Origin of the sequence: Pseudorhizobium tarimense (assembly GCF_022968135.1) — a bacterium.
GTDB lineage: Bacteria > Pseudomonadota > Alphaproteobacteria > Rhizobiales > Rhizobiaceae > Neorhizobium > Neorhizobium tarimense.
In genome coordinates this window covers 80,233-98,124 of the sequence record NZ_JALJRA010000013.1, presented here as the reverse complement: position 1 = coordinate 98,124, position 17,892 = coordinate 80,233, and the positions used below count along the sequence as shown (strand labels likewise).

Below are 17,892 nucleotides of genomic sequence, written 5' to 3'. Positions count from 1 at the left end.
GCTAGCCTTTGACCGGCTTGCGCTTCAGGTTTCTCCGGATCATGCCGAGATCGGCCCCACCGATCAGGAAAGCCACCGGGAAGTAGATCGCCATCGCGACCACCAGAAGGCAGCCGAGAGCGAAAACCTGCCGGAGAAGCGGCACCTGCGGCAGAAGCCATGGTGCGGCGTATGGCAGAAGGTAGACAAGCGCTACCGCCATCACGCCTGCAGAGACCAAAAGCAGCAGTGCCCGTCGGAGCAAGTGCCACTCCCATGTAAGGTCGCCGCGCCAGAGAAGCGTTGCGAACAGAAGCGCAGTGTTGAGCCATCCGGCAACAGCTTCCGCCGTGGCGATCCCACGCTCTGCCAAGAGCGGGAACAGCGTGATGGCAAGCCCCGAATTCACGATCACCGAGACGATCGTGTAGCGCATTGGGGTGCGGGTGTCCTCGCGGGCGTAGAAGCCCGGCTGCAAGGCCTTGATCATCACGAACCCGGGCAGGCCGATGCCGTAGATCGCCAGGATGGAGGCAACGATTTCTGTATTCTGAGCGGAAAAGGCACCGCGCTCGTAAAGCACCCGGATGATCGGCTCCGACAGCACCCAAAGGCCTGCCGCCGCGGGCAGGGTCAGGAACAGAACGAATTCGAGCGAGCGGTTCTGGATACCCGCCGCCTCCTTCATGTGGCCACCTTTAAGCGCGCGCGACAATTCCGGCAGCAACACGACCCCCACCGCGACGCCGACGACGCCGAGTGGCAGCTGATAGATGCGATCCGCATATTGAAGTGCGGCAATGGCACCATCCTTGGTGGAGGCGATTGCCTGCCCGATCACCTGGTTGATCTGCGTGACACCACCGGTGATCGCCGCCGGCACGGCGAGAACGAGAAGCCGCTTTACGTTTGGCGTGATCCTTGGCCGCCGGAAGCCGATCCTGATGCCCGCATGGCGGACCCCGAAGTACACGACGGACAGCTGCAGAACGCCGGCGACCAGCACGCTCCAGGAGAGATACCAGGCCGTCGATAGTGCATCCGTCCCGCTCCACCATGCATAACCCAGTGCGGCGATCATCACCACGTTCAGGAAGACGGGTGCGATGGCCGCCGCAAAGAAATGATGCAGCGAGTTCAGCATGCCGCTCATCATCGCCGTCAGCGACATGCACATCAGATAGGGAAACATCACTGCGGCCAGGCGGACGGTCAGTGCCGACTTTTCGGGATCATCGGCGAAGCCCGGCGCAATGATCCAGTCGACCAGCCAGGGCATCGCCAGTTCCATGGCGATGGTGATCAGCATCAGCACCGAGAATAGGACGCCGAAGACTTCCTCGGAGAAGCGCCTGGCGCCTTCCACGCCATTGGTCTCGATCTCCTTGGAGAACAGCGGCACAAAGGCCGCGTTGAAGGCGCCCTCCGCAAAGAGACGGCGGAAGAGGTTCGGGAAGCGGAAGGCGGCATAGAAGACGTCGGCCATCGTGCCCGTGCCGAGTGCGGCCGCCATCAGCGTCTCGCGGGCAAAACCGAAGAGCCGACTGCCGAGCGTGGCTCCCCCGACGGTGGCGAACTTGCGGACGAGGCTCATGCTTCAGCCTTGGAACGGCGTGGTGTCTGTTGCGCACGACGTGCCGGCATAGGGGCCGGCGCAATCATTCCGGAGGGCATTCCGCGGCGCAGCTCGTCTTCCTGCTCGGCCATGACGGCCTTCAGACGCGCCATGATGTTGCCTTGGCGGTTCTCGTTGGTGATCTTTGAGCCCAGGAGGTCGGTGACGTAGAAGGTATCGATCACCTTCTCTCCGAAGGTCGTGATGCGTGCAGAGTGGATGTCGAGCGAAAGATCGGCCAGCACGGCCGTGATTTCCGCCAGAAGGCCGGGCCGGTCAAGGCACTCGACCTCCACCACGGTGAACTTGTTCGAGAGGCCGTTCGACAGCACGACGGATGGCGGGATCTCGAAGGCCTTGTTGCGCTTCTTGCCCTTGGCCCGGGTCGCGATCACTTCGGGCAGACGCTTCTTGCCGGACAGGACGTCCTCAATCATCCGACCGATGGTTGCCGCGCGGCGCATCTCGTCCTCGTCGGTGGTGAACTCGCGGTTGATGAGGATGGTGTCGAGAGCACGGCCGTCCGACGTCGTGTAGATCTGAGCGTCCGCAATATTGGCACCGGCGGCGGCACATGCGCCGGCGATGATCGACAAAAGCCGCGGATGGTCCGGCGCCAGCACGGTGATCTCGGTGATGGCATGGAAGGAGTGGGTCCGCACCATCGTCGCCAGCGCATGCCCCGCCCGATCGGTGTCGCGGATGAACTGGGCGTGCCGAACCTGGTCCTCAAGGTCGACCGAAAGAAGGTAGGGCTGGTAGTGGAGCCGGGAATAGACCCGCCGGTCCTTCTGGCTCCAGTCCGCAAGAGCCGTGAAGAGTTCCTCCTCAGCCTGCTTTGCTCGCTCCTTGCGTGAGACTTCGGAGAAGCCGCCGGAGAGCAGGAGCTCGGTCTCGTAATAGAGCGTGCGCAGCAACTGCCCCTTCCAGCCGTTCCAGACGCCAGGGCCAACGGCGCGGATATCGCAGATAGTGAGGATCAGGAGCAGCTTCAGGCGATCCATCGATTGCGCCTTTTCGGCGAAATCGGTGATCGTCTTGCGGTCATGGAGATCGCGCGTCTGCGCCGTCATCGACATGATCAGATGCTCTTCAATGAGCCAGACCACCAGCTCCGTCTGCTTTGCGTTCAGTCCGAATCGCGGGCAGAGCTTGCGGGCGATGCGTGCGCCGGCGACCGAGTGATCTTCCTGCCGTCCCTTCGCAATGTCGTGCAGCAGGACCGCCACATAGAGGGCTTCCCGCTCCTCGACGGACGGCATCAGCTTGTTGGCGAGCGGATGGATGTCGGCGGCCTGACCCTTGTCGACCTCCGAGAGCGCCTCGACGGAGCGGATCAGGTGCTCGTCGACCGTGTAGTGATGATACATGTTGAACTGCATCATTGAGACGATGCGGCCGAAATCGGGGATAAAACGTCTCAGCACCCCCGCCTCGTTCATCCGTCGCAGCATCAGCGCCGGCTCGCGGCGGGACGTCAGCATCGAAATGAAGAGGCGGTTGGCCTCGTCATTATTGCGGACGTCGTCGTTGATCAGGGAAAGCGAGCGCGTCACCCTCTTCAAAGCGTCTGGATGGAATTCGAGGCCGTTGATGTCTGCAACATGGAAGAAGCGGATGATGTTGATTGGGTCGCGCTTGAAGACGTCGGGATCTGCAAGCGTAATGCGTCCGCGGTCCTGCACAAATTCTACGGTGCCGGGTATCTTGTGCACACGCTTGGTAAAGCGCGAGATGACGCGCTTGAGGCCGGGAGCCTCCTTGGCCTGCTCATCCTCAAGTGCCGCGCAGAAGATCCGGGTCAAGTCTCCGACGTCCTTGGCGACAAGGAAGTAGTGCTTCATGAAGCGTTCGACAGCCGCCAAGCCAGGGCGGGTGTGGTAACCTAGGCTCTCGGCAATCTCCCGCTGGATGTCGAAGGACAGCCGCTCCTCCGCCTTGCCCGTCAGGAAGTGCATGTGGCAGCGCACAGCCCAGAGAAAGTCGTCCGATTTCTGGAACACCTTCCACTCGTGCCGCGACAGGACGCCGAGCTTGACGAGTTCACGCGCATCACGGATGCGATAATAGTACTTGGCGATCCAGAAGAGCGTCTGCAGGTCGCGCAGGCCGCCCTTTCCTTCCTTAACATTGGGTTCGACGAGATAGCGGGTGTCGCCCGCCTTCTGGTGGCGCTGGTCGCGTTCAGCGAGCTTTGCTGCGACGAATTCAGCACCGGTGCCGGCGACGATTTCATTATCGAAGCGTTTCTCCAGCTCGCTGACCAGGGCCTCCTCCCCGCAGATGTAGCGACTTTCCAGGATGGCCGTACGGATCGTGATATCCGTCTTGGCGAGCTGGATGCACTCCTCGACCGTGCGCGTGGCGTGACCGACCTTGAAGCCCATGTCCCAGAGGACGTAGAGCAAGAACTCGATCGCCTTGCGCATCGCCTCCGAATTCTTCGACGGCAACAGGAAAAGCAGGTCAATGTCCGACCCGGGCGCCAGGGTGTCACGCCCGTAGCCGCCGACGGCTGCGACCGCCACCTCCATCGCTTCCGGGTGCAGCCGCTCTGCTACAACCTCATGAAGGATCTGGATCAACTGATCCTGCAGCCAGGACAGACGCCGCGCGCAGGCAAGGCCGCCGCCATCTTCGTCAAGGAGGGCACGGGTCCTCTTGCGGCCTTCAACGCTCGCCGCCCGCAGCACTGCAAGCAAAGCCGCCCGCATCTCCAGCACCGTCTGCCCGCTACCCGAAGCGGCCGCGCGGCACTCTTTACGCAGCTGAGCTACATCAAGGATGCCTGAGAAATCGATCGAATCGTCGTAAGCCATGTCGTCCTGCTGCTGCCAGCGTGTCGCAAGCAGCCTATATCTGCTCCGCTCTGTGCTTCACAGTCTTTATGATGACAGAAGCGTTCAAACTTCGTGTGCGCCGGTCTGCTGATCAAGACGCCGGAAGCTGCTTCTTCAAGGCGTAAAGCGCTTCCAGTGCTTCGCGTGGGGTCATGTCGTCGGGGTTGATCGATTTCAGCGCTTCTTCGATCTTCGAGGGACCTGCCTTGCGTTGCTCCTCGCGCAGGACGGCCACTTGAAAGAGCGGCAGGTCGTCGATCAGCTGGCTGGCCGGGTTCTTGCGGTCGGAGTCCTCGAGCTTGGTCAGGACATCGCGTGCGCGGGCGACGACAGAAGGCGGCAGGCCGGCGAGCCGCGCGACCTGGATGCCGTATGAACGATCGGCGGCGCCGGGGCCTACCTCGTGGAGGAAGATGACTTCGCCGTCCCACTCCTTCACCCGCATCGTCGCGTTGGAGAGCCGGTTCAGCTTTTCCGACAGCACCGTCAGTTCGTGGAAATGGGTTGCGAACAGCCCGCGGCAGCGGTTCGCCTCGTGCAGGTGCTCGACGGCTGCCCAAGCGATGGAAAGGCCGTCGAAGGTCGCCGTCCCGCGACCAATTTCGTCCAGGATCACCAGCGAGCGGTCCGTTGCCTGGTTGAGGATTGCCGCCGTCTCGACCATCTCAACCATGAAGGTGGAGCGGCCGCGGGCGAGGTCGTCGGAAGCACCGACGCGGGAAAAAAGACGATCCACAACGCCGATATGGGCCGATGCCGCCGGGACGAAGGAGCCCATTTGTGCCAGGATCGCGATCAGCGCGTTCTGGCGCAGGAAGGTCGACTTACCACCCATGTTGGGGCCGGTCAGCAGCCAGAGCGCTCCAAATTCACTGCCCTGGGGGGAGAGGTCGCAATCATTGGCGATGAAAGGGCCTGATGAATGGCGCCGCAGTGCCTGTTCGACCACAGGATGACGACCGCCCTCGATCGTGAACATCCGGGAATCGTCGACGGCTGGACGATTGTAGCCCCACTCCTCAGCAAGGAGGGCGAGACCCGCGGCAACATCGACGGCGGCAATGGCTCTAGCGCCGCGCTTGATCGCCTCGGCTTCGGCGGTCACGCCCTCGACCATCCGGTCGAAGGCTGCAAGCTCTATCGAAAGCGCACGGTCGGCGGCATTGGCAATCCGGCTTTCCAGATCGGCAAGCTCGGTGGTGGTGAAGCGCATGGCATTGGCCATCGTCTGGCGGTGGATGAAACGCGCCTTTGCCTCCGGGCTGTCGGTCATTGGCCCCGCATTGCCGGCCGTCACTTCGATGAAATAGCCGAGAACGTTGTTGTGCTTGATCTTCAGCGAGCGGATGCCGGTTTCCTCGGCATATTGCAGCTGGAGGCCGGCGATGACCCGGCGCGACTGATCGCGCAGCGCGCGCGCCTCATCGAGTGCCTCATGGGCACCGTCGCGGAGAAAGCCGCCGTCGCGCTTTAACAGCGGCAGCTCGTCCGCCAGCATCTCGCCCAGGTGTCGTTCCAGCGCCTGGGGCAAGGCCTGAAGATCGGTGAGTGCTTCGCCGAGTTCCTCTGGCAGCATCGCCCTTTCGAGAAACGCGACAACATCCCGCGCGGCTCGCAGGCCCTGCAGGATGGCTCCAAGATCGCGCGGACCGCCGCGGTCCAGCGCCAGTCGCGACAGCGCGCGCGGCATGTCCGGCACCTGCTTCAAGGAGGCACGCAGATCGGAGCAGAGCGACGGCTCCTCACGGAGGAAGGAGATGGAATCGAGACGACGATTGATCTGCGCAGGGTTGGTCAGAGGCGACATCAGCCGTTCTGCAATCAATCGAGCACCACCGCCGGTGACCGTGCGATCGATCGCCTTCAAGAGCGTCCCTTCCCGTTCCCCAGACAGCGTGCGCGTAAGCTCCAGGTTTCCGCGGGTGGCTGGGTCGATGAAGAGCGTCGATGCTGCGCTTTCACGCTCCGGGATCCCGAGCGGCGGCCGCTCGGAAATCTGCGTCTTCTCCACATAAGCCACCGCGGCGGCAGCCGCCGCGAGTTCGGCGCGGGAAAAGCTGCCGAAGCCGTCGAGGGTGCCGACGCCGAAATAGCGGGTGACACGGCGCTCGGCCGTCGCACTGTCGAAGAGCACGCCCGGCTGCGGCACCGCGACCTTGCCCAGCACGTCGAAGACCGGCTTCAGCTCCGGATCGTGGAACATCGTGTCCGGCAGGATCAGTTCCCGCGGATCAATGCGCAGGATGTCCGCCAGCAGCCGCGACTGGTCCGATTCCGCCAGCCGAAAGACACCGGTCGAGATATCGATCCAGGCAAGCGCCAGTTGAGGCTCCGACGTGCCGCGGATGCGGGCTAGCGCCATCAGGTAGTTCGACTCGGATGGAGAAAGCAGCTTCTCCTCGGTCAGCGTCCCCGGCGTGACCAGCCGCACGACGTCGCGCTTTACCACCGACTTCGACCCGCGCCTCTTCGCCTCGGCCGGATCTTCCACCTGCTCGCAGACCGCCACCCGGAAGCCGAGCGAAATTAGTTTCTGCAGGTAATCGTCTGCGGCGTGGATCGGGACGCCACACATGGGGATGTCCTGTCCCATGTGCTGGCCGCGCTTCGTCAGCGTGATACCAAGCGCCCGGGCAGCCTCGACCGCATCCTCGAAAAAGAGCTCGTAGAAATCCCCCATGCGATAGAAGAGCAGGGATCCCGGGTTGTTCGCCTTGATCTCGATATACTGTTCCATCATCGGCGTTGCCGTCGCACGGCTCTCCTCCGAGACGAGCTCGGCGGCGGTCAGAGCATCTATGGCAAAGCGTTGGTGTTGGGTCACGGGCCGGTTTTCTGTTGCGCAAGAGGATGGGCAACACTATCGATTGTGACCCGCAAAAGACAACCGATAGAGCGGCCGGGACAAGGGCTGCCCACAAAAAGCTGGAGGAGCTTCACCCATGAACGATAAGGCCGCCCGCACGCGTGCTTCCGTGACCGAACAGGAAGCGCTTGCCTTTCACGCCCAGGGACGTCCGGGGAAGCTTGAAATCAACCCGACGAAGCCCATGGCGACGCAGCGCGATCTGTCGCTCGCTTATTCGCCGGGGGTCGCCGTACCGGTCAAGGCAATCGCCGCTGACCCGGCATCGGCCTACGACTACACCACGCGCGGCAACATGGTGGCCGTGATCTCCAACGGGACGGCCATCCTGGGCCTCGGCAATCTCGGCGCGCTTGCTTCCAAGCCGGTGATGGAAGGAAAATCCGTCCTCTTCAAGCGGTTTGCCGATGTCGACTCGATCGATCTCGAGGTGGACACCGAGAACGTCGACGAGTTCGTCAACTGTGTTCGCTTCCTCGGCCCCTCCTTCGGCGGCATCAACCTGGAAGACATCAAGGCTCCCGAATGCTTCATCATCGAGAGCCGCCTGCGCGAGCTGATGGACATTCCGGTGTTTCATGACGACCAGCATGGCACGGCGATCATCGCGGCCGCCGGGCTCATCAACGCGCTGGAACTCACCGGCCGGGATCTCAAGACGACGAAGCTCGTCTGCAACGGCGCCGGAGCAGCGGCGATCGCCTGCATGGAGCTCATCAAGGCGATGGGCTTCAACCCCGACAACATCATTCTCTGCGATACCAAGGGGGTCATCTACCAGGGCCGCTCGGAGGGCATGAACCAGTGGAAGTCCGCGCATGCGGCGAAGACCGACAAGCGGACGCTGGAAGAGGCGATGGCAGGCGCCGACGTCGTGTTCGGCCTGTCGCAGAAAGGCGCTTTCTCGGAAGAGATGATCCGCTCGATGGCGGAGAAGCCGATCATCTTCGCCATGGCCAACCCCGATCCGGAAATCACGCCGGAAGAGGTGGCGCGGATCCGTGACGACGCGATTATGGCCACAGGCCGGTCCGACTACCCGAACCAGGTGAACAACGTCCTCGGCTTCCCCTATATCTTCCGCGGCGCCCTCGACGTGCGGGCGACACAGATCAACGACGAGATGAAGATCGCTGCCGTCCATGCGCTCGCCAACCTGGCGCGAGAGGATGTGCCGGACGACGTGGCTGCCGCCTATCAGGGAAACCGTCCACGTTTCGGATCACAATATATAATCCCTGTCCCCTTCGATCCGCGGCTAATCTCGGCGATCCCGGTGGCGGTTGCAGAAGCGGCGATGGAGAGCGGCGTCGCACAGCGCGACATTATGGACCTCGCCGCCTACGGGCGCGAGCTCTCCGCTCGGCGCGATCCGATGGCTGCAACGACTCAAGGTATCTACGAGCGGGTGCGTCGGTTCCCGAAGCGGGTCGTGTTCGCCGAGGCGGAGGAAGAACAGGTCATGCGCGCCGCGGTCTCCTTTGCGCATCATGGGCTCGGCACGGCAATCCTGCTCGGGCGCGACGACGTCATCATGGCAACGGCAGAGAAGGCCGGCATCGATCTCGACCGCCCGGGCATCGAGATCGTCAATGCGCGCATTTCCACTCGCGTCGAGGCCTATATCGACCATCTCTATGCACGCCTGCAGCGCCAGGGTTACCTGCTGCGCGATGTGCAGCGCCTGATCCACAACGACCGCAATCACTTTGCAGCAACAATGGTCGCGGTCGGCGACGCGGATGCGATGGTCACCGGCACGACGCGTAACTACGCGACCGCCCTGCAGGATGTTCGTCGCTGCATCGACACCAAACCGGGACACAAGGTCATCGGCATCTCGCTGGCGCTCTCGCGTGGCCGCACCGTATTCGTGGCAGACACTGCGGTGCATGACATGCCGACGGCGGAAGAGCTTGCTGATATCGCGGTGGAGGCCGCCCGCGTGGCGCGCCGAATGGGATACGAACCGCGCGTGGCGATGTTAGCCTATTCCACCTTCGGCCAACCCACAGGGGAACGCTCGGAGCGGGTGCGGGAGGCCGTGAAGATCCTCGACAAGCGCCGCGTGGATTTCGAGTACGACGGCGAGATGGCAGCCGATGTGGCGCTCAACCCGCAGCGGATGGAGCAGTACCCGTTCTGCCGGCTGTCCGGCACGGCGAACGTCCTGATCATGCCGGCGATCCACTCGGCATCGATCTCGACGCGGATGCTTCAGGAGCTTGGCGCGGCGACCGTGATCGGCCCGCTGCTGGTCGGCCTCGACAAGTCCGTGCAGATCACCTCGATGGGGGCGAAAGACAGCGACATCGTCAACATGGCAGCGATTGCCGCCTCTAACGCCGGGAGCTGATCCCGGCGCGCTTCGGCGCCAGCTCTGCCTAGCTTGCGAAGCGGCCGGCGTCGGCGCCGTAGTAATTGATGTAGCGGTCAGAGATCGACGAGATCGGCAGCACCACCAGCACATCGGTAGTGTTGAAGGCCTGATCCACAACCGCACCATCGCCGATCATGGCGCCGAGGCGAAGGTAGCCCTTCACCAGCGGCGGCATGGCGGCCAGCGCCTTGCGCGCATTGATCGCCTCGAGCGGCATCAGGTCCATCTCGCGGTAGAGCTCGGAACGCGCTGACGCCATCCACTCGCCTTTGACGCGCGCGTTGTGGTGAAGGAAGGAAAGCGCCAGCGCATGCTCTTCCGGACGAATGCCAGGAAAGGACGCGCAGCCGAACATGGCCGACATGCCGTGCTTGAGAGCATAGGCCCAGTTGCCCTGCCAAAGCAGTTCCACGGTGCGCTTGGTGCGGTACGCGGGCAGAACGCAAGAGCGACCGAGCTCCATGAACTGCTTTTCCGGATGACGGGCGAGCAGCGGCGCGATGTCGAATTCGGATGCCGAATAGAAGCCGCCATGCGCTATCGCCACCTGCTGCCGGAGCAGACGGTAGGTACCCACGATCTGATCTTCGATGTCGCCCTCTATCGCCCGGTCGACCACCAGAAGATGGTCGCAGAAGGCGTCATAGGCGTCGACGTCGCGGCGCTGGCGCATCGCGTCTGGCGGCAGCTGCGCCTTCATCTCTTCGACGAAGACGCGGTAGCGTACAGCCTGAGCGGCATCGATCTCGCGCGGCGTACGCGCAAGGCGGGTCTCAAGGCTTCCGATGCGGCCAAACAGGTCGACGGATTGGTCCACCAGCAGCTGCTGATTAGGTACTGCGCTCACGTCTTGCTTCAGGAATTCAAGAGCCATGGTGATTTGCCCGCCGTTCAAGTCACCGCCAATAATCATTATCCGACGACAGAAAAATGACAACGCCTGAGGGCGTTGTTTGGCAGGCGTTGAATCGTCCGTTTGAAATCTTGAGAACGGTTATTCCGACGAATCTGCGGGGCGCTTGTTCTCGCCGCCGAAGATCTCGTCAAGAATCACCAGGGCTGCGCCAATCGAGATGAAGCTGTCCGCGAGGTTGAAGACGGCGAAGGACCAGGTGGCGGCGTGGAACAGAATGTAGTCGACGACGTGACAGTAGAGAAAGCCATCGATCAGGTTTCCAATGGCACCGGCGATGATCAGAGCGAAACCGAGATGGGTAAGGGAGCGATCGGGTGGCGTGCGCCGCCAGAGCCAGATGACGAAGCCGACGATGACGATCCGCATGCCGATGATGAATTCCCGCTCCATGCCTGACAACAGGGAAAAGGCGACGCCGAGATTGTAGGTTCGATAGAGTGCGAGGACCGGAAGCAGCGGCACCGCCTCCTGCAAAGGAAGATAGGCTTCGACAGCGAACTTGATCGCCTGATCGAGGATGACCGCGACAACGATGATGAGCGCGGCGACGGCCGGTCTCGAAAGAGCAGGATTTGGCGAATTCATTGATTGCCCTCCAGTGCCAGGAGGTGGCGGCGCGCCTCGAACAGCATAACGGCGGTTGCGACGGCCAGATTAAGGCTGTCCGCCCTGCCCTGCTGCGGGATCCGGACCAGCCGGTCTGCCGCCTTTGCCAGCGCATTGGGGAGGCCCGACTGTTCGTTGCCCATCAAGAGCGCGATCGGCTTCTTCGTGTAATCTACCGTTCGGTAGTCGACAGACCCTTCGAGATGAGTCGCAACCACCTCGACGCCTGCCCGCTTCCGCCAGGCAAGAAACTCCTCCGGATCGGTCTTCACCAGCGGGATCGCGAAGACCGAGCCCATCGTGGCACGGACCGTTTCGAGCGAGAACGGATCGGTGCAATCGCCGAGTAGGAGGACGCCTGCGGCACCGGCCGCGTCTGCCGTCCGGATGATCGTTCCGAGATTGCCGGGATCGCGCACCCGATCGAGCGCAACGTAGGTCTTGCCCTTCTCCGGCTGGAGCGCATCCAGCGAGGCCCAGCGCTGTTCGAAGATGCCGACGACCATTTGCGGGTTGTCCCGGCGCGTGATCGAAGAAAGCACCTTTTCGCTCACCTCCAGCACCAGCCCGCCCTTGGCGACCGTCTTCGTCGCCACCTGCTCGACAAGCGGCTTGCCCTTGGCAGCCTTGGCATAGACCAGGGTGCGGATGATCCAGCCAAGCTCCAGCGCATCGATCACGAGCTTCAGCCCTTCAGCCATGAAGGTGCCGGTCTGCTCGCGGTCCTTCTTGCTCGTGAGAGCCTTGATCTCCTTGACGATCGGGTTGGAAAGGCTGGTGACTTCCTTCACCTGCCCTACCCGGCGCGGTCCGCCCTGTCGCATTTGATCTGTCATTGCGGAATCCAGCGGCTGAAAAGAGAAGTCGAAAGAGCCCTACCGCGGTCCTTGCCTTCCAGGCCGCTCTCGCGGATGACGAGCTCACCCGATTCGACCACGCCGCCTGCGCCGCGCATGGTCTCGCGCATCAGCTCGTGGATGGAGTAGAAGCTTGCCCGGATGGAATAGGCTGTAAGGACGAGTCCGAGAGCCTTCGGCGAGAAAAGTTCGCGGCAGATATCCAGCATTGAAGGAAGATGCTCGAACAGGTGCCAGACTTCGCCATTGGGGCCGCGGCCGAACTTGGGCGGGTCAGTCAGGATGATGTCATAGCGGTTGCCGCGGCGTTCCTCGCGCTGGATGAACTTCATGGCATCCTCGCAGATCCAGCGGATTGGCGCGCGCTCCAAGCGCGACAGCGCCTGGTTTTCTCGCGCCCAGCCGATCGCCTTCTTCGACGCGTCGACATGGGTCACTTCCGCACCTGCGGCCGCAGCAACAAGGGATGCCACCCCGGTATAGCCAAAAAGGTTGAGAACCTTGACCGGCCGTGCCGCGGCCTCGACCTGCTGCTTCATCCATTGCCAGTGGACGATCTGCTCCGGAAAGACGCCGACATGGCGGAAAGACGTGAAGCGGCCGAGGAAGTCGATCCCGAGGAGCGAAAGCGGCCAGGTTTCGCCCAATGCCTCCTTGGGGAACCGCCAGCGCCCCATGCCGTCTTCGTCGGTATCGCCCGTGAAGATCGCGTCTACATTGTCCCACGCGACTGCGCCGAGCGACGGCTTCCAAAGAGCCTGCGCCTCGGGCCTCACAATCCGGTAGGGGCCATATTGCTCCAGCTTCAAGGCATTGCCGCTGTCGATCAGGTGAAAATCGCCTGCTCCGGAGGATTCCAGGATCAGCGGGATGCGCTCCGCGGGGCGCTCACCCGTCCGCTCGATCAGGAGACGCTGCGGAGCGGCCTCCTCAGATCTCGCTTTCTCGGGAGATGCGGCTCGGCCGGGCCTCGCAGGAGCTGACCGCGGCACGGCCGGCTTTGCCGAAGGCGAGGTCCTTCCCTGCCGCTGTACGGGACGCTTGTCCTTATTCCTCAACGTATTCTTCCAGATCGCTCGTGTCGGAGGTGCAAATAGCATCCGCCTGCCACTTGGCAAAGCGCTTTCCCCTGCCGTAACCTCCTCCCCATGATCGGAGGAGGTCAGTATGGATGTCGATGGCGAAGAGCGCATCGCCGCGCCGCGGGACGTAGTCTGGCAAGCGCTGAACGATCCGGAGATCCTCAAGCAGTGCGTGCCGGGCTGCCAAAGTCTTGAAAAGAAATCACCGACGGAGCTTGTCACGACGGTGCGGATCAAGATCGGACCTGTTGCCGCCAACTTCAACGGCGAGATCACTCTCTCCAATATCGATGCCCCCAAGAGCTACACGATCTCAGGAGAGGGCAAGGGCGGCATTGCCGGCTTCGGAAAGGGGGCAGCGGATGTCGAACTCGTCGAGGACGGGGCGGAGACGATCCTGCGCTACAAGGCAAAGGCGCAGGTTGGCGGCAAGCTCGCACAACTCGGCTCGCGCCTGATCGATTCCGCCTCCCGCAAGCTAGCCCAACAGTTCTTCGCCGACTTCAACGCTGCCGTTGCCGGCGACGGGAAAACCGTGTCGTCACCCTCCTGATGGCCCGTAGCGACGCCAGGCGCCCCGTCATTCATGATAGGGGAAAGCAGATTCTTTTGCGGCAGAAACCCGGCGTTCTGCCGCGATTTTGGCGCGTATATTAACGATGCGTTGACTTTCGGCCCCGGCAGAGTTAGAAGCCCGCCGCAATTGCAACGGACGCAAAGAACCGATCCCCCTTATCCAGTCTGCCAGCTTCAAATATCGTTCTCGCGCGGTGTGTTGCGCTTGGATGAGGGCACGGCTTCGCGTAGACTGGAACACGCAAGTCACGACAAGAAGGAATAATTCCATGAGTGTGCGTGTATCTGGTAAACAGATGGAAGTTGGCGAGTCGTTTCGCCAGCGGATCGAGTCGCAGATCGCAGATGCTGTCACCAAGTACTTCGACGGGGGGTATTCGAGCCAGGTGATCGTTGAGAAAGCCGGCTCCCGCTTTTCAAGCGATTGCAAGGTTCATCTCGATACGGGCATCGTTCTGCATGCCGCCGGCCAGGCCAATGATCCGCAGCTGAGCTTCGATGCTGCCGCAGAGCGAATTGAAAAGCGCCTGCGTCGCTACAAGCGCAGACTCAAGGATCACCACGCCGGGACGCACGGCAATGGCGATATCGAAGTGGCGTACACGGTCATGGATGCAGTTTCAGACGAGCATGACGAAGTGCCGGAAGATTTCGCGCCCACCATCGTGGCTGAGAGTTCGAAGCAGTTGAGAACAATGTCGGTTGCCACCGCCGTCATGGCGTTGGATATGACCGACGAACCGGTCCTGCTCTTCCGGTCTCCCGGAAAGGAGGATCTGAACATCGTCTACCGCCGCCACGACGGCAATATTGGCTGGATCGACGCCGCCAATATCAAGGGCTAACGGATCTCTGGGCGAACGTTGGCAACAGCGCTCCCCCCACCTTCGGGTGGCATAAAGGATGAAGAGAATGGCTTTGGCAGATTTGCTGCAGCAAGATGCGATAATTCCCGCCCTCAAGGTAAACTCGAAAAAGCAGCTGTTGCAGGAGCTGGCCGCCAAGGCGTCCAAGCTCACGGGTGTGCCTGAGCGGGAAATCTTCGATGTCATCCTGCAGCGGGAGCGACTCGGTTCCACCGGCGTGGGGCATGGCGTGGCCATTCCGCACGGCAAGCTCAACAGCATCTCCTCCATCAAAGGGGTATTCGCGCGCCTTGAAAACCCGGTGGACTTCGAGGCGCTCGACGACGAGCCGGTGGATCTCGTTTTCCTGCTGCTTGCCCCGGAAGGTGCCGGAGCCGACCACTTGAAAGCACTTTCGCGAATCGCACGCGTGCTGCGCGATCAGGAGCTGGTCAACAAGCTGCGGCAGACGGATTCTGCGTCCGCGATCTACGCCTTTCTCAACGAAGAACAGGCGTCCAACGCCGCCTGATCATTGTCAACGGGCAAAGAAAAACCGCCTGCCATCAACCGACGGCAGGCGGTTTTTTTATCCTCGAGACGGATCGCTTCAGCCCTGGGCCTTCTCGGTCTCGCCGGCGGCCACTTCTGCCTTGGGGCCGCCCTTCGAGACGCCGACCATGGCCGGGCGCAAGACGCGCTCCCCGATGGTGAAGCCCGCCTGGACTACCCGGAGAACGGTGTTGTTCGGTACATCCGCGTTCGGGATTTCGAACATCGCCTGATGGAAATTGGGGTCGAACTTTTCGCCCTCAGCCTCGATCTTCTTGACGCCGTGACGCTCCAGCGCCGACAGCATCGAGCGCTCCGTCATCTCCACGCCTTCAAGAAGGGTCGTCAGCGTCTGATCACCGGACTCCCGGACATCGGCCGGCACAGCGTCGAGAGCGCGGCGCAGATTGTCGGAGACAGCCAGCATGTCCCGGGCGAAGCCGGCAACGGAATAGGATTTCGCGTCCTTGACGTCTCGCTCGGTGCGGCGGCGGAGGTTTTCCATCTCGGCTGCCATACGCAAGAAACGGTCGCGAAGCTCCGCATTCTCTGCCTTCAGCACCTCGGTCGGATCCGGCTGGGCAACGGGCTCCTCTGCCGAGTCGGTGGCATTCGTACCCTCCAGAGCGGACGCCACTGCTTCCGCAGTGTTTTCGGGAGCCCGTTCGTTTCTGGCCGCGTCAGGTCCGTTCTTCTTTGTCTCGTCGGTCATGACCTTCTCCGGTATTCGTGTTCACAAGTCGTGTCCGATATCGAGGTTTGAACCTCAAAAATCAAGGCTTCCAAGGGATAGTTCGGCTAGAGCGGCTGGCGGGTCAGCCGAGCCAGGAGCTGGGCGGTGTAGTCGACCATCGGGACCACCCGTGCATAATTGAGCCGCGTCGGTCCGATTACGCCGACGGCGCCCACGATCCGCTCTTCCTGATCGCGATAGGGTGCCACGATCAGCGAAGAGCCCGAAAGCGAGAATAACTTGTTCTCCGATCCGATGAAGATGCGGACACCTGGTCCGCTTTCCGCCAGATCCAGTAGTTCGATCAGGCTGTCTTTCTTCTCCAGATCGTCAAAAAGCATGCGCAGCCGATCGAGATCATCCGTCTCGTTGATGCTTTCCAGGAGGTTCGCCCGCCCGCGCACGATGAGCTGGTTGGGCTTGCCGTCCTCGCGACTCCCGGACCAGACAGCAAGACCCCGTTCCACCAGATCCTGCGACAACACCGTCAGCTCATCCTGAACCGCGGTCTTGAGCTTATGGAGCTGACCCCGAAGCTCCACCAGCGTTTGGCCGCCAAGGTGCGCATTCAGGAAGTTGGCCGCTTCGACGAGCTGGGAGGATGTGACGCCAGCAGGCAGTTCGATGATCCGGTTTTCCACCTGGTTATGTTCGCCAACGAGCACGGCAAGCGCCTTCGTCGGCTCCAGCCGGATGAACTCCACGTGTTTGAGCACCGGGTCGCTCTTTGTCGTGAGGACGATGCCCGCGCCACGCGATACGCCGGAGAGCATCTGGCTCGCCTCGTTCATCAGCGCTTCCATTGGCCGGTCCCGCTCTTCCGGCCGGATCTGTCGTTCAATCGTCGTGCGCTCTTCCTCCGACAGGTCGCCCACCTGCATGAAGGCGTCGACGAAGAAGCGCAGGCCGGACTGCGTTGGCAGCCTTCCGGCGCTGACATGGGGGGCATAGATGAGGCCGAGTTCTTCAAGGTCGCTCATCACGTTGCGAACGGAGGCGGGCGATAATGACATCGGCAAGAGACGCGAAAGATTGCGCGAGCCCACCGGTTCACCGGTCTCCAGGTAGCTTTCGACGATACGTCGGAAGATCTCGCGCGAACGGTCGTCCAGCGGTGCGCCGTTGTCCCTTCGTGCCATGACACCCATCTTGCCGTTCTTGCCTTCATTGTGATCGCCAAGGGAAAATATAGTCATTCCGGCGCGTCTTCGCCAACCGGCTTTTTGCCTCCTGCACACCAGCTGACGCCGAAAGCGGGCCCTTTTCCTTTGCAAATGACTTGGCAGCCCCGTAGAAGGCCATACGAATTCTTCAGGAGCACGATATGCGGCCTTCAGGCAGAAAAACCGACCAGATGCGCAAGGTTTCCTTCGAGCGAAACTTCGCCAAGCATGCAGAGGGCTCCTGTCTGGTCCGTTTCGGCGATACGCATGTACTGTGCACCGCGAGCCTTGAAGAAAAGCCGCCAGCCTGGTTGCGCAACAGCGGCAAGGGCTGGGTGACGGCCGAATATGGCATGCTGCCCCGGGCGACCGGCGACCGGATGAAGCGCGAGGCTGCATCCGGCAAGCAGGGCGGACGGACACAGGAGATCCAGCGGCTGATCGGCCGTTCACTGCGGGCCGTGGTGGACCTGACGGCGCTCGGCGAAAAGCAGGTGACGATCGATTGCGACGTCATCCAGGCAGACGGCGGAACCCGTACCGCGGCGATCACGGGCGGATGGATCGCGCTTCATGATTGCCTGAAATGGATGGAAGCGCGCTCGATGGTTAAGCTCGACAAGGTGCTGAAAGACCATGTCGCCGCCATCTCCTGCGGCATCTTCGCCAACCAGCCCGTGATCGATCTCGATTATCTTGAAGACTCCGCCGCAGAAACGGACGCCAATTTCGTGATGACCGGCACCGGCGGCATTGTCGAGGTGCAGGGAACGGCGGAGGGCGCGCCCTTCAGCGAGGAAGAATTCCTCACGCTGCTGAAGCTTGCCCGGGCGGGAACCGAAGAACTGGTTGCGCTGCAGAAGCAGGCGATCGCCGCTTAGC

14 protein-coding genes are annotated in these 17,892 nt (G+C 62.0%); 5 read left to right on the top strand and 9 right to left on the bottom strand.

All coding sequences use genetic code 11. The annotated features are described in order from the left end of the window. Position 1: 1 nt before the first annotated feature. The 3 genes from murJ to mutS form a co-directional block, all read right to left on the bottom strand. Positions 2 to 1,573 carry a murein biosynthesis integral membrane protein MurJ gene (gene murJ, locus MUU54_RS16555; RefSeq protein ID WP_247245127.1) on the bottom strand — a complete coding sequence of 524 codons (1,572 nt, stop codon included), beginning with the start codon at positions 1,571 to 1,573 and terminating at the stop codon, positions 2 to 4. Next, positions 1,570 to 4,413: a [protein-PII] uridylyltransferase gene (locus tag MUU54_RS16550; protein WP_247245126.1), complete on the bottom strand. Its 2,844-nt coding sequence runs from the start codon at positions 4,411 to 4,413 to the stop codon at positions 1,570 to 1,572. The genes murJ and MUU54_RS16550 overlap by 4 nt, the downstream gene beginning before the upstream one ends. A 112-nt stretch (positions 4,414 to 4,525) precedes the next feature. Next, the gene (gene mutS / locus MUU54_RS16545; protein WP_247245182.1) at positions 4,526 to 7,174 is read right to left on the bottom strand and encodes a DNA mismatch repair protein MutS; all 2,649 of its coding nucleotides are present in this window, start codon (positions 7,172 to 7,174) and stop codon (positions 4,526 to 4,528) included. 202 nt (positions 7,175 to 7,376) lie between these two features. Here mutS and MUU54_RS16540 point away from each other — a divergent pair, with 202 nt between their 5' ends. After that, positions 7,377 to 9,656, top strand: a complete 2,280-nt coding sequence (locus tag MUU54_RS16540) for an NADP-dependent malic enzyme (RefSeq protein ID WP_247245125.1) — start codon at positions 7,377 to 7,379, stop codon at positions 9,654 to 9,656. A gap of 28 nt (positions 9,657 to 9,684) precedes the next feature. On the opposite strand, the gene olsB is transcribed toward MUU54_RS16540, so the two are convergent. The 4 genes from olsB to MUU54_RS16520 form a co-directional block, all read right to left on the bottom strand. Beyond that, positions 9,685 to 10,593, bottom strand: coding sequence for a l-ornithine N(alpha)-acyltransferase (gene olsB / locus MUU54_RS16535; protein ID WP_494338237.1), 909 nt, complete (start codon positions 10,591 to 10,593; stop codon positions 9,685 to 9,687). An 81-nt stretch (positions 10,594 to 10,674) separates the two neighbouring features. Then, complete coding sequence (gene lspA / locus MUU54_RS16530) at positions 10,675 to 11,181, bottom strand: signal peptidase II (RefSeq protein WP_247245123.1); 507 nt, start codon at positions 11,179 to 11,181, stop codon at positions 10,675 to 10,677. Continuing rightward, positions 11,178 to 12,038: a TrmH family RNA methyltransferase gene (locus MUU54_RS16525; RefSeq protein ID WP_247245122.1), complete on the bottom strand. Its 861-nt coding sequence runs from the start codon at positions 12,036 to 12,038 to the stop codon at positions 11,178 to 11,180. The genes lspA and MUU54_RS16525 overlap by 4 nt, the downstream gene beginning before the upstream one ends. Next, positions 12,035 to 13,159 carry a class I SAM-dependent methyltransferase gene (locus tag MUU54_RS16520; protein WP_376742119.1) on the bottom strand — a complete coding sequence of 375 codons (1,125 nt, stop codon included), beginning with the start codon at positions 13,157 to 13,159 and terminating at the stop codon, positions 12,035 to 12,037. The genes MUU54_RS16525 and MUU54_RS16520 overlap by 4 nt, the downstream gene beginning before the upstream one ends. A 67-nt stretch (positions 13,160 to 13,226) precedes the next feature. On the opposite strand from MUU54_RS16520, the gene MUU54_RS16515 reads away from it, so the two are divergent. The 3 genes from MUU54_RS16515 (at position 13,227) to ptsN (ending at position 15,094) form a co-directional block, all read left to right on the top strand. Beyond that, positions 13,227 to 13,694, top strand: a complete 468-nt coding sequence (locus tag MUU54_RS16515; protein ID WP_247245120.1) for an SRPBCC family protein — start codon at positions 13,227 to 13,229, stop codon at positions 13,692 to 13,694. A gap of 292 nt (positions 13,695 to 13,986) precedes the next feature. Then, on the top strand, positions 13,987 to 14,562 hold the full coding sequence (hpf, locus tag MUU54_RS16510) for a ribosome hibernation-promoting factor, HPF/YfiA family (protein WP_247245119.1): 576 nt from the start codon (positions 13,987 to 13,989) through the stop codon (positions 14,560 to 14,562). Between the two features lie 67 nt (positions 14,563 to 14,629). Beyond that, positions 14,630 to 15,094, top strand: a complete 465-nt coding sequence (ptsN, locus tag MUU54_RS16505) for a PTS IIA-like nitrogen regulatory protein PtsN (RefSeq protein ID WP_247245118.1) — start codon at positions 14,630 to 14,632, stop codon at positions 15,092 to 15,094. A 78-nt stretch (positions 15,095 to 15,172) separates the two neighbouring features. Here ptsN and grpE read toward each other — a convergent pair whose 3' ends face one another. Next, complete coding sequence (gene grpE / locus MUU54_RS16500; protein ID WP_247245117.1) at positions 15,173 to 15,826, bottom strand: nucleotide exchange factor GrpE; 654 nt, start codon at positions 15,824 to 15,826, stop codon at positions 15,173 to 15,175. An 86-nt stretch (positions 15,827 to 15,912) separates the two neighbouring features. Then, positions 15,913 to 16,995, bottom strand: a complete 1,083-nt coding sequence (hrcA, locus tag MUU54_RS16495; RefSeq protein WP_247245181.1) for a heat-inducible transcriptional repressor HrcA — start codon at positions 16,993 to 16,995, stop codon at positions 15,913 to 15,915. 176 nt (positions 16,996 to 17,171) lie between these two features. Between hrcA and rph the strand changes: the two genes are divergently transcribed. Then, positions 17,172 to 17,891, top strand: a complete 720-nt coding sequence (gene rph, locus MUU54_RS16490) for a ribonuclease PH (protein WP_247245116.1) — start codon at positions 17,172 to 17,174, stop codon at positions 17,889 to 17,891. Position 17,892: the final 1 nt, after the last annotated feature.

Bases quoted from the DNA above. Each gene is read 5' to 3' on its own strand.
- grpE (WP_247245117.1), bottom strand. From the start codon at position 15,826: ATGACCGACGAGACAAAGAAGAACGGACCTGACGCGGCCAGAAACGAA.
- mutS (WP_247245182.1), bottom strand. From the start codon at position 7,174: ATGATGGAACAGTATATCGAGATCAAGGCGAACAACCCGGGATCCCTG.
- lspA (WP_247245123.1), bottom strand. From the start codon at position 11,181: ATGAATTCGCCAAATCCTGCTCTTTCGAGACCGGCCGTCGCCGCGCTC.
- MUU54_RS16540 (WP_247245125.1), top strand. From the start codon at position 7,377: ATGAACGATAAGGCCGCCCGCACGCGTGCTTCCGTGACCGAACAGGAA.
- rph (WP_247245116.1), top strand. From the start codon at position 17,172: ATGCGGCCTTCAGGCAGAAAAACCGACCAGATGCGCAAGGTTTCCTTC.
- MUU54_RS16525 (WP_247245122.1), bottom strand. From the start codon at position 12,038: ATGACAGATCAAATGCGACAGGGCGGACCGCGCCGGGTAGGGCAGGTG.
- hrcA (WP_247245181.1), bottom strand. From the start codon at position 16,995: ATGGGTGTCATGGCACGAAGGGACAACGGCGCACCGCTGGACGACCGT.
- MUU54_RS16520 (WP_376742119.1), bottom strand. From the start codon at position 13,159: ATGCTATTTGCACCTCCGACACGAGCGATCTGGAAGAATACGTTGAGG.
- ptsN (WP_247245118.1), top strand. From the start codon at position 14,630: ATGGCTTTGGCAGATTTGCTGCAGCAAGATGCGATAATTCCCGCCCTC.
- hpf (WP_247245119.1), top strand. From the start codon at position 13,987: ATGAGTGTGCGTGTATCTGGTAAACAGATGGAAGTTGGCGAGTCGTTT.
- murJ (WP_247245127.1), bottom strand. From the start codon at position 1,573: ATGAGCCTCGTCCGCAAGTTCGCCACCGTCGGGGGAGCCACGCTCGGC.
- MUU54_RS16550 (WP_247245126.1), bottom strand. From the start codon at position 4,413: ATGGCTTACGACGATTCGATCGATTTCTCAGGCATCCTTGATGTAGCT.
- olsB (WP_494338237.1), bottom strand. From the start codon at position 10,593: ATGATTATTGGCGGTGACTTGAACGGCGGGCAAATCACCATGGCTCTT.
- MUU54_RS16515 (WP_247245120.1), top strand. From the start codon at position 13,227: ATGGATGTCGATGGCGAAGAGCGCATCGCCGCGCCGCGGGACGTAGTC.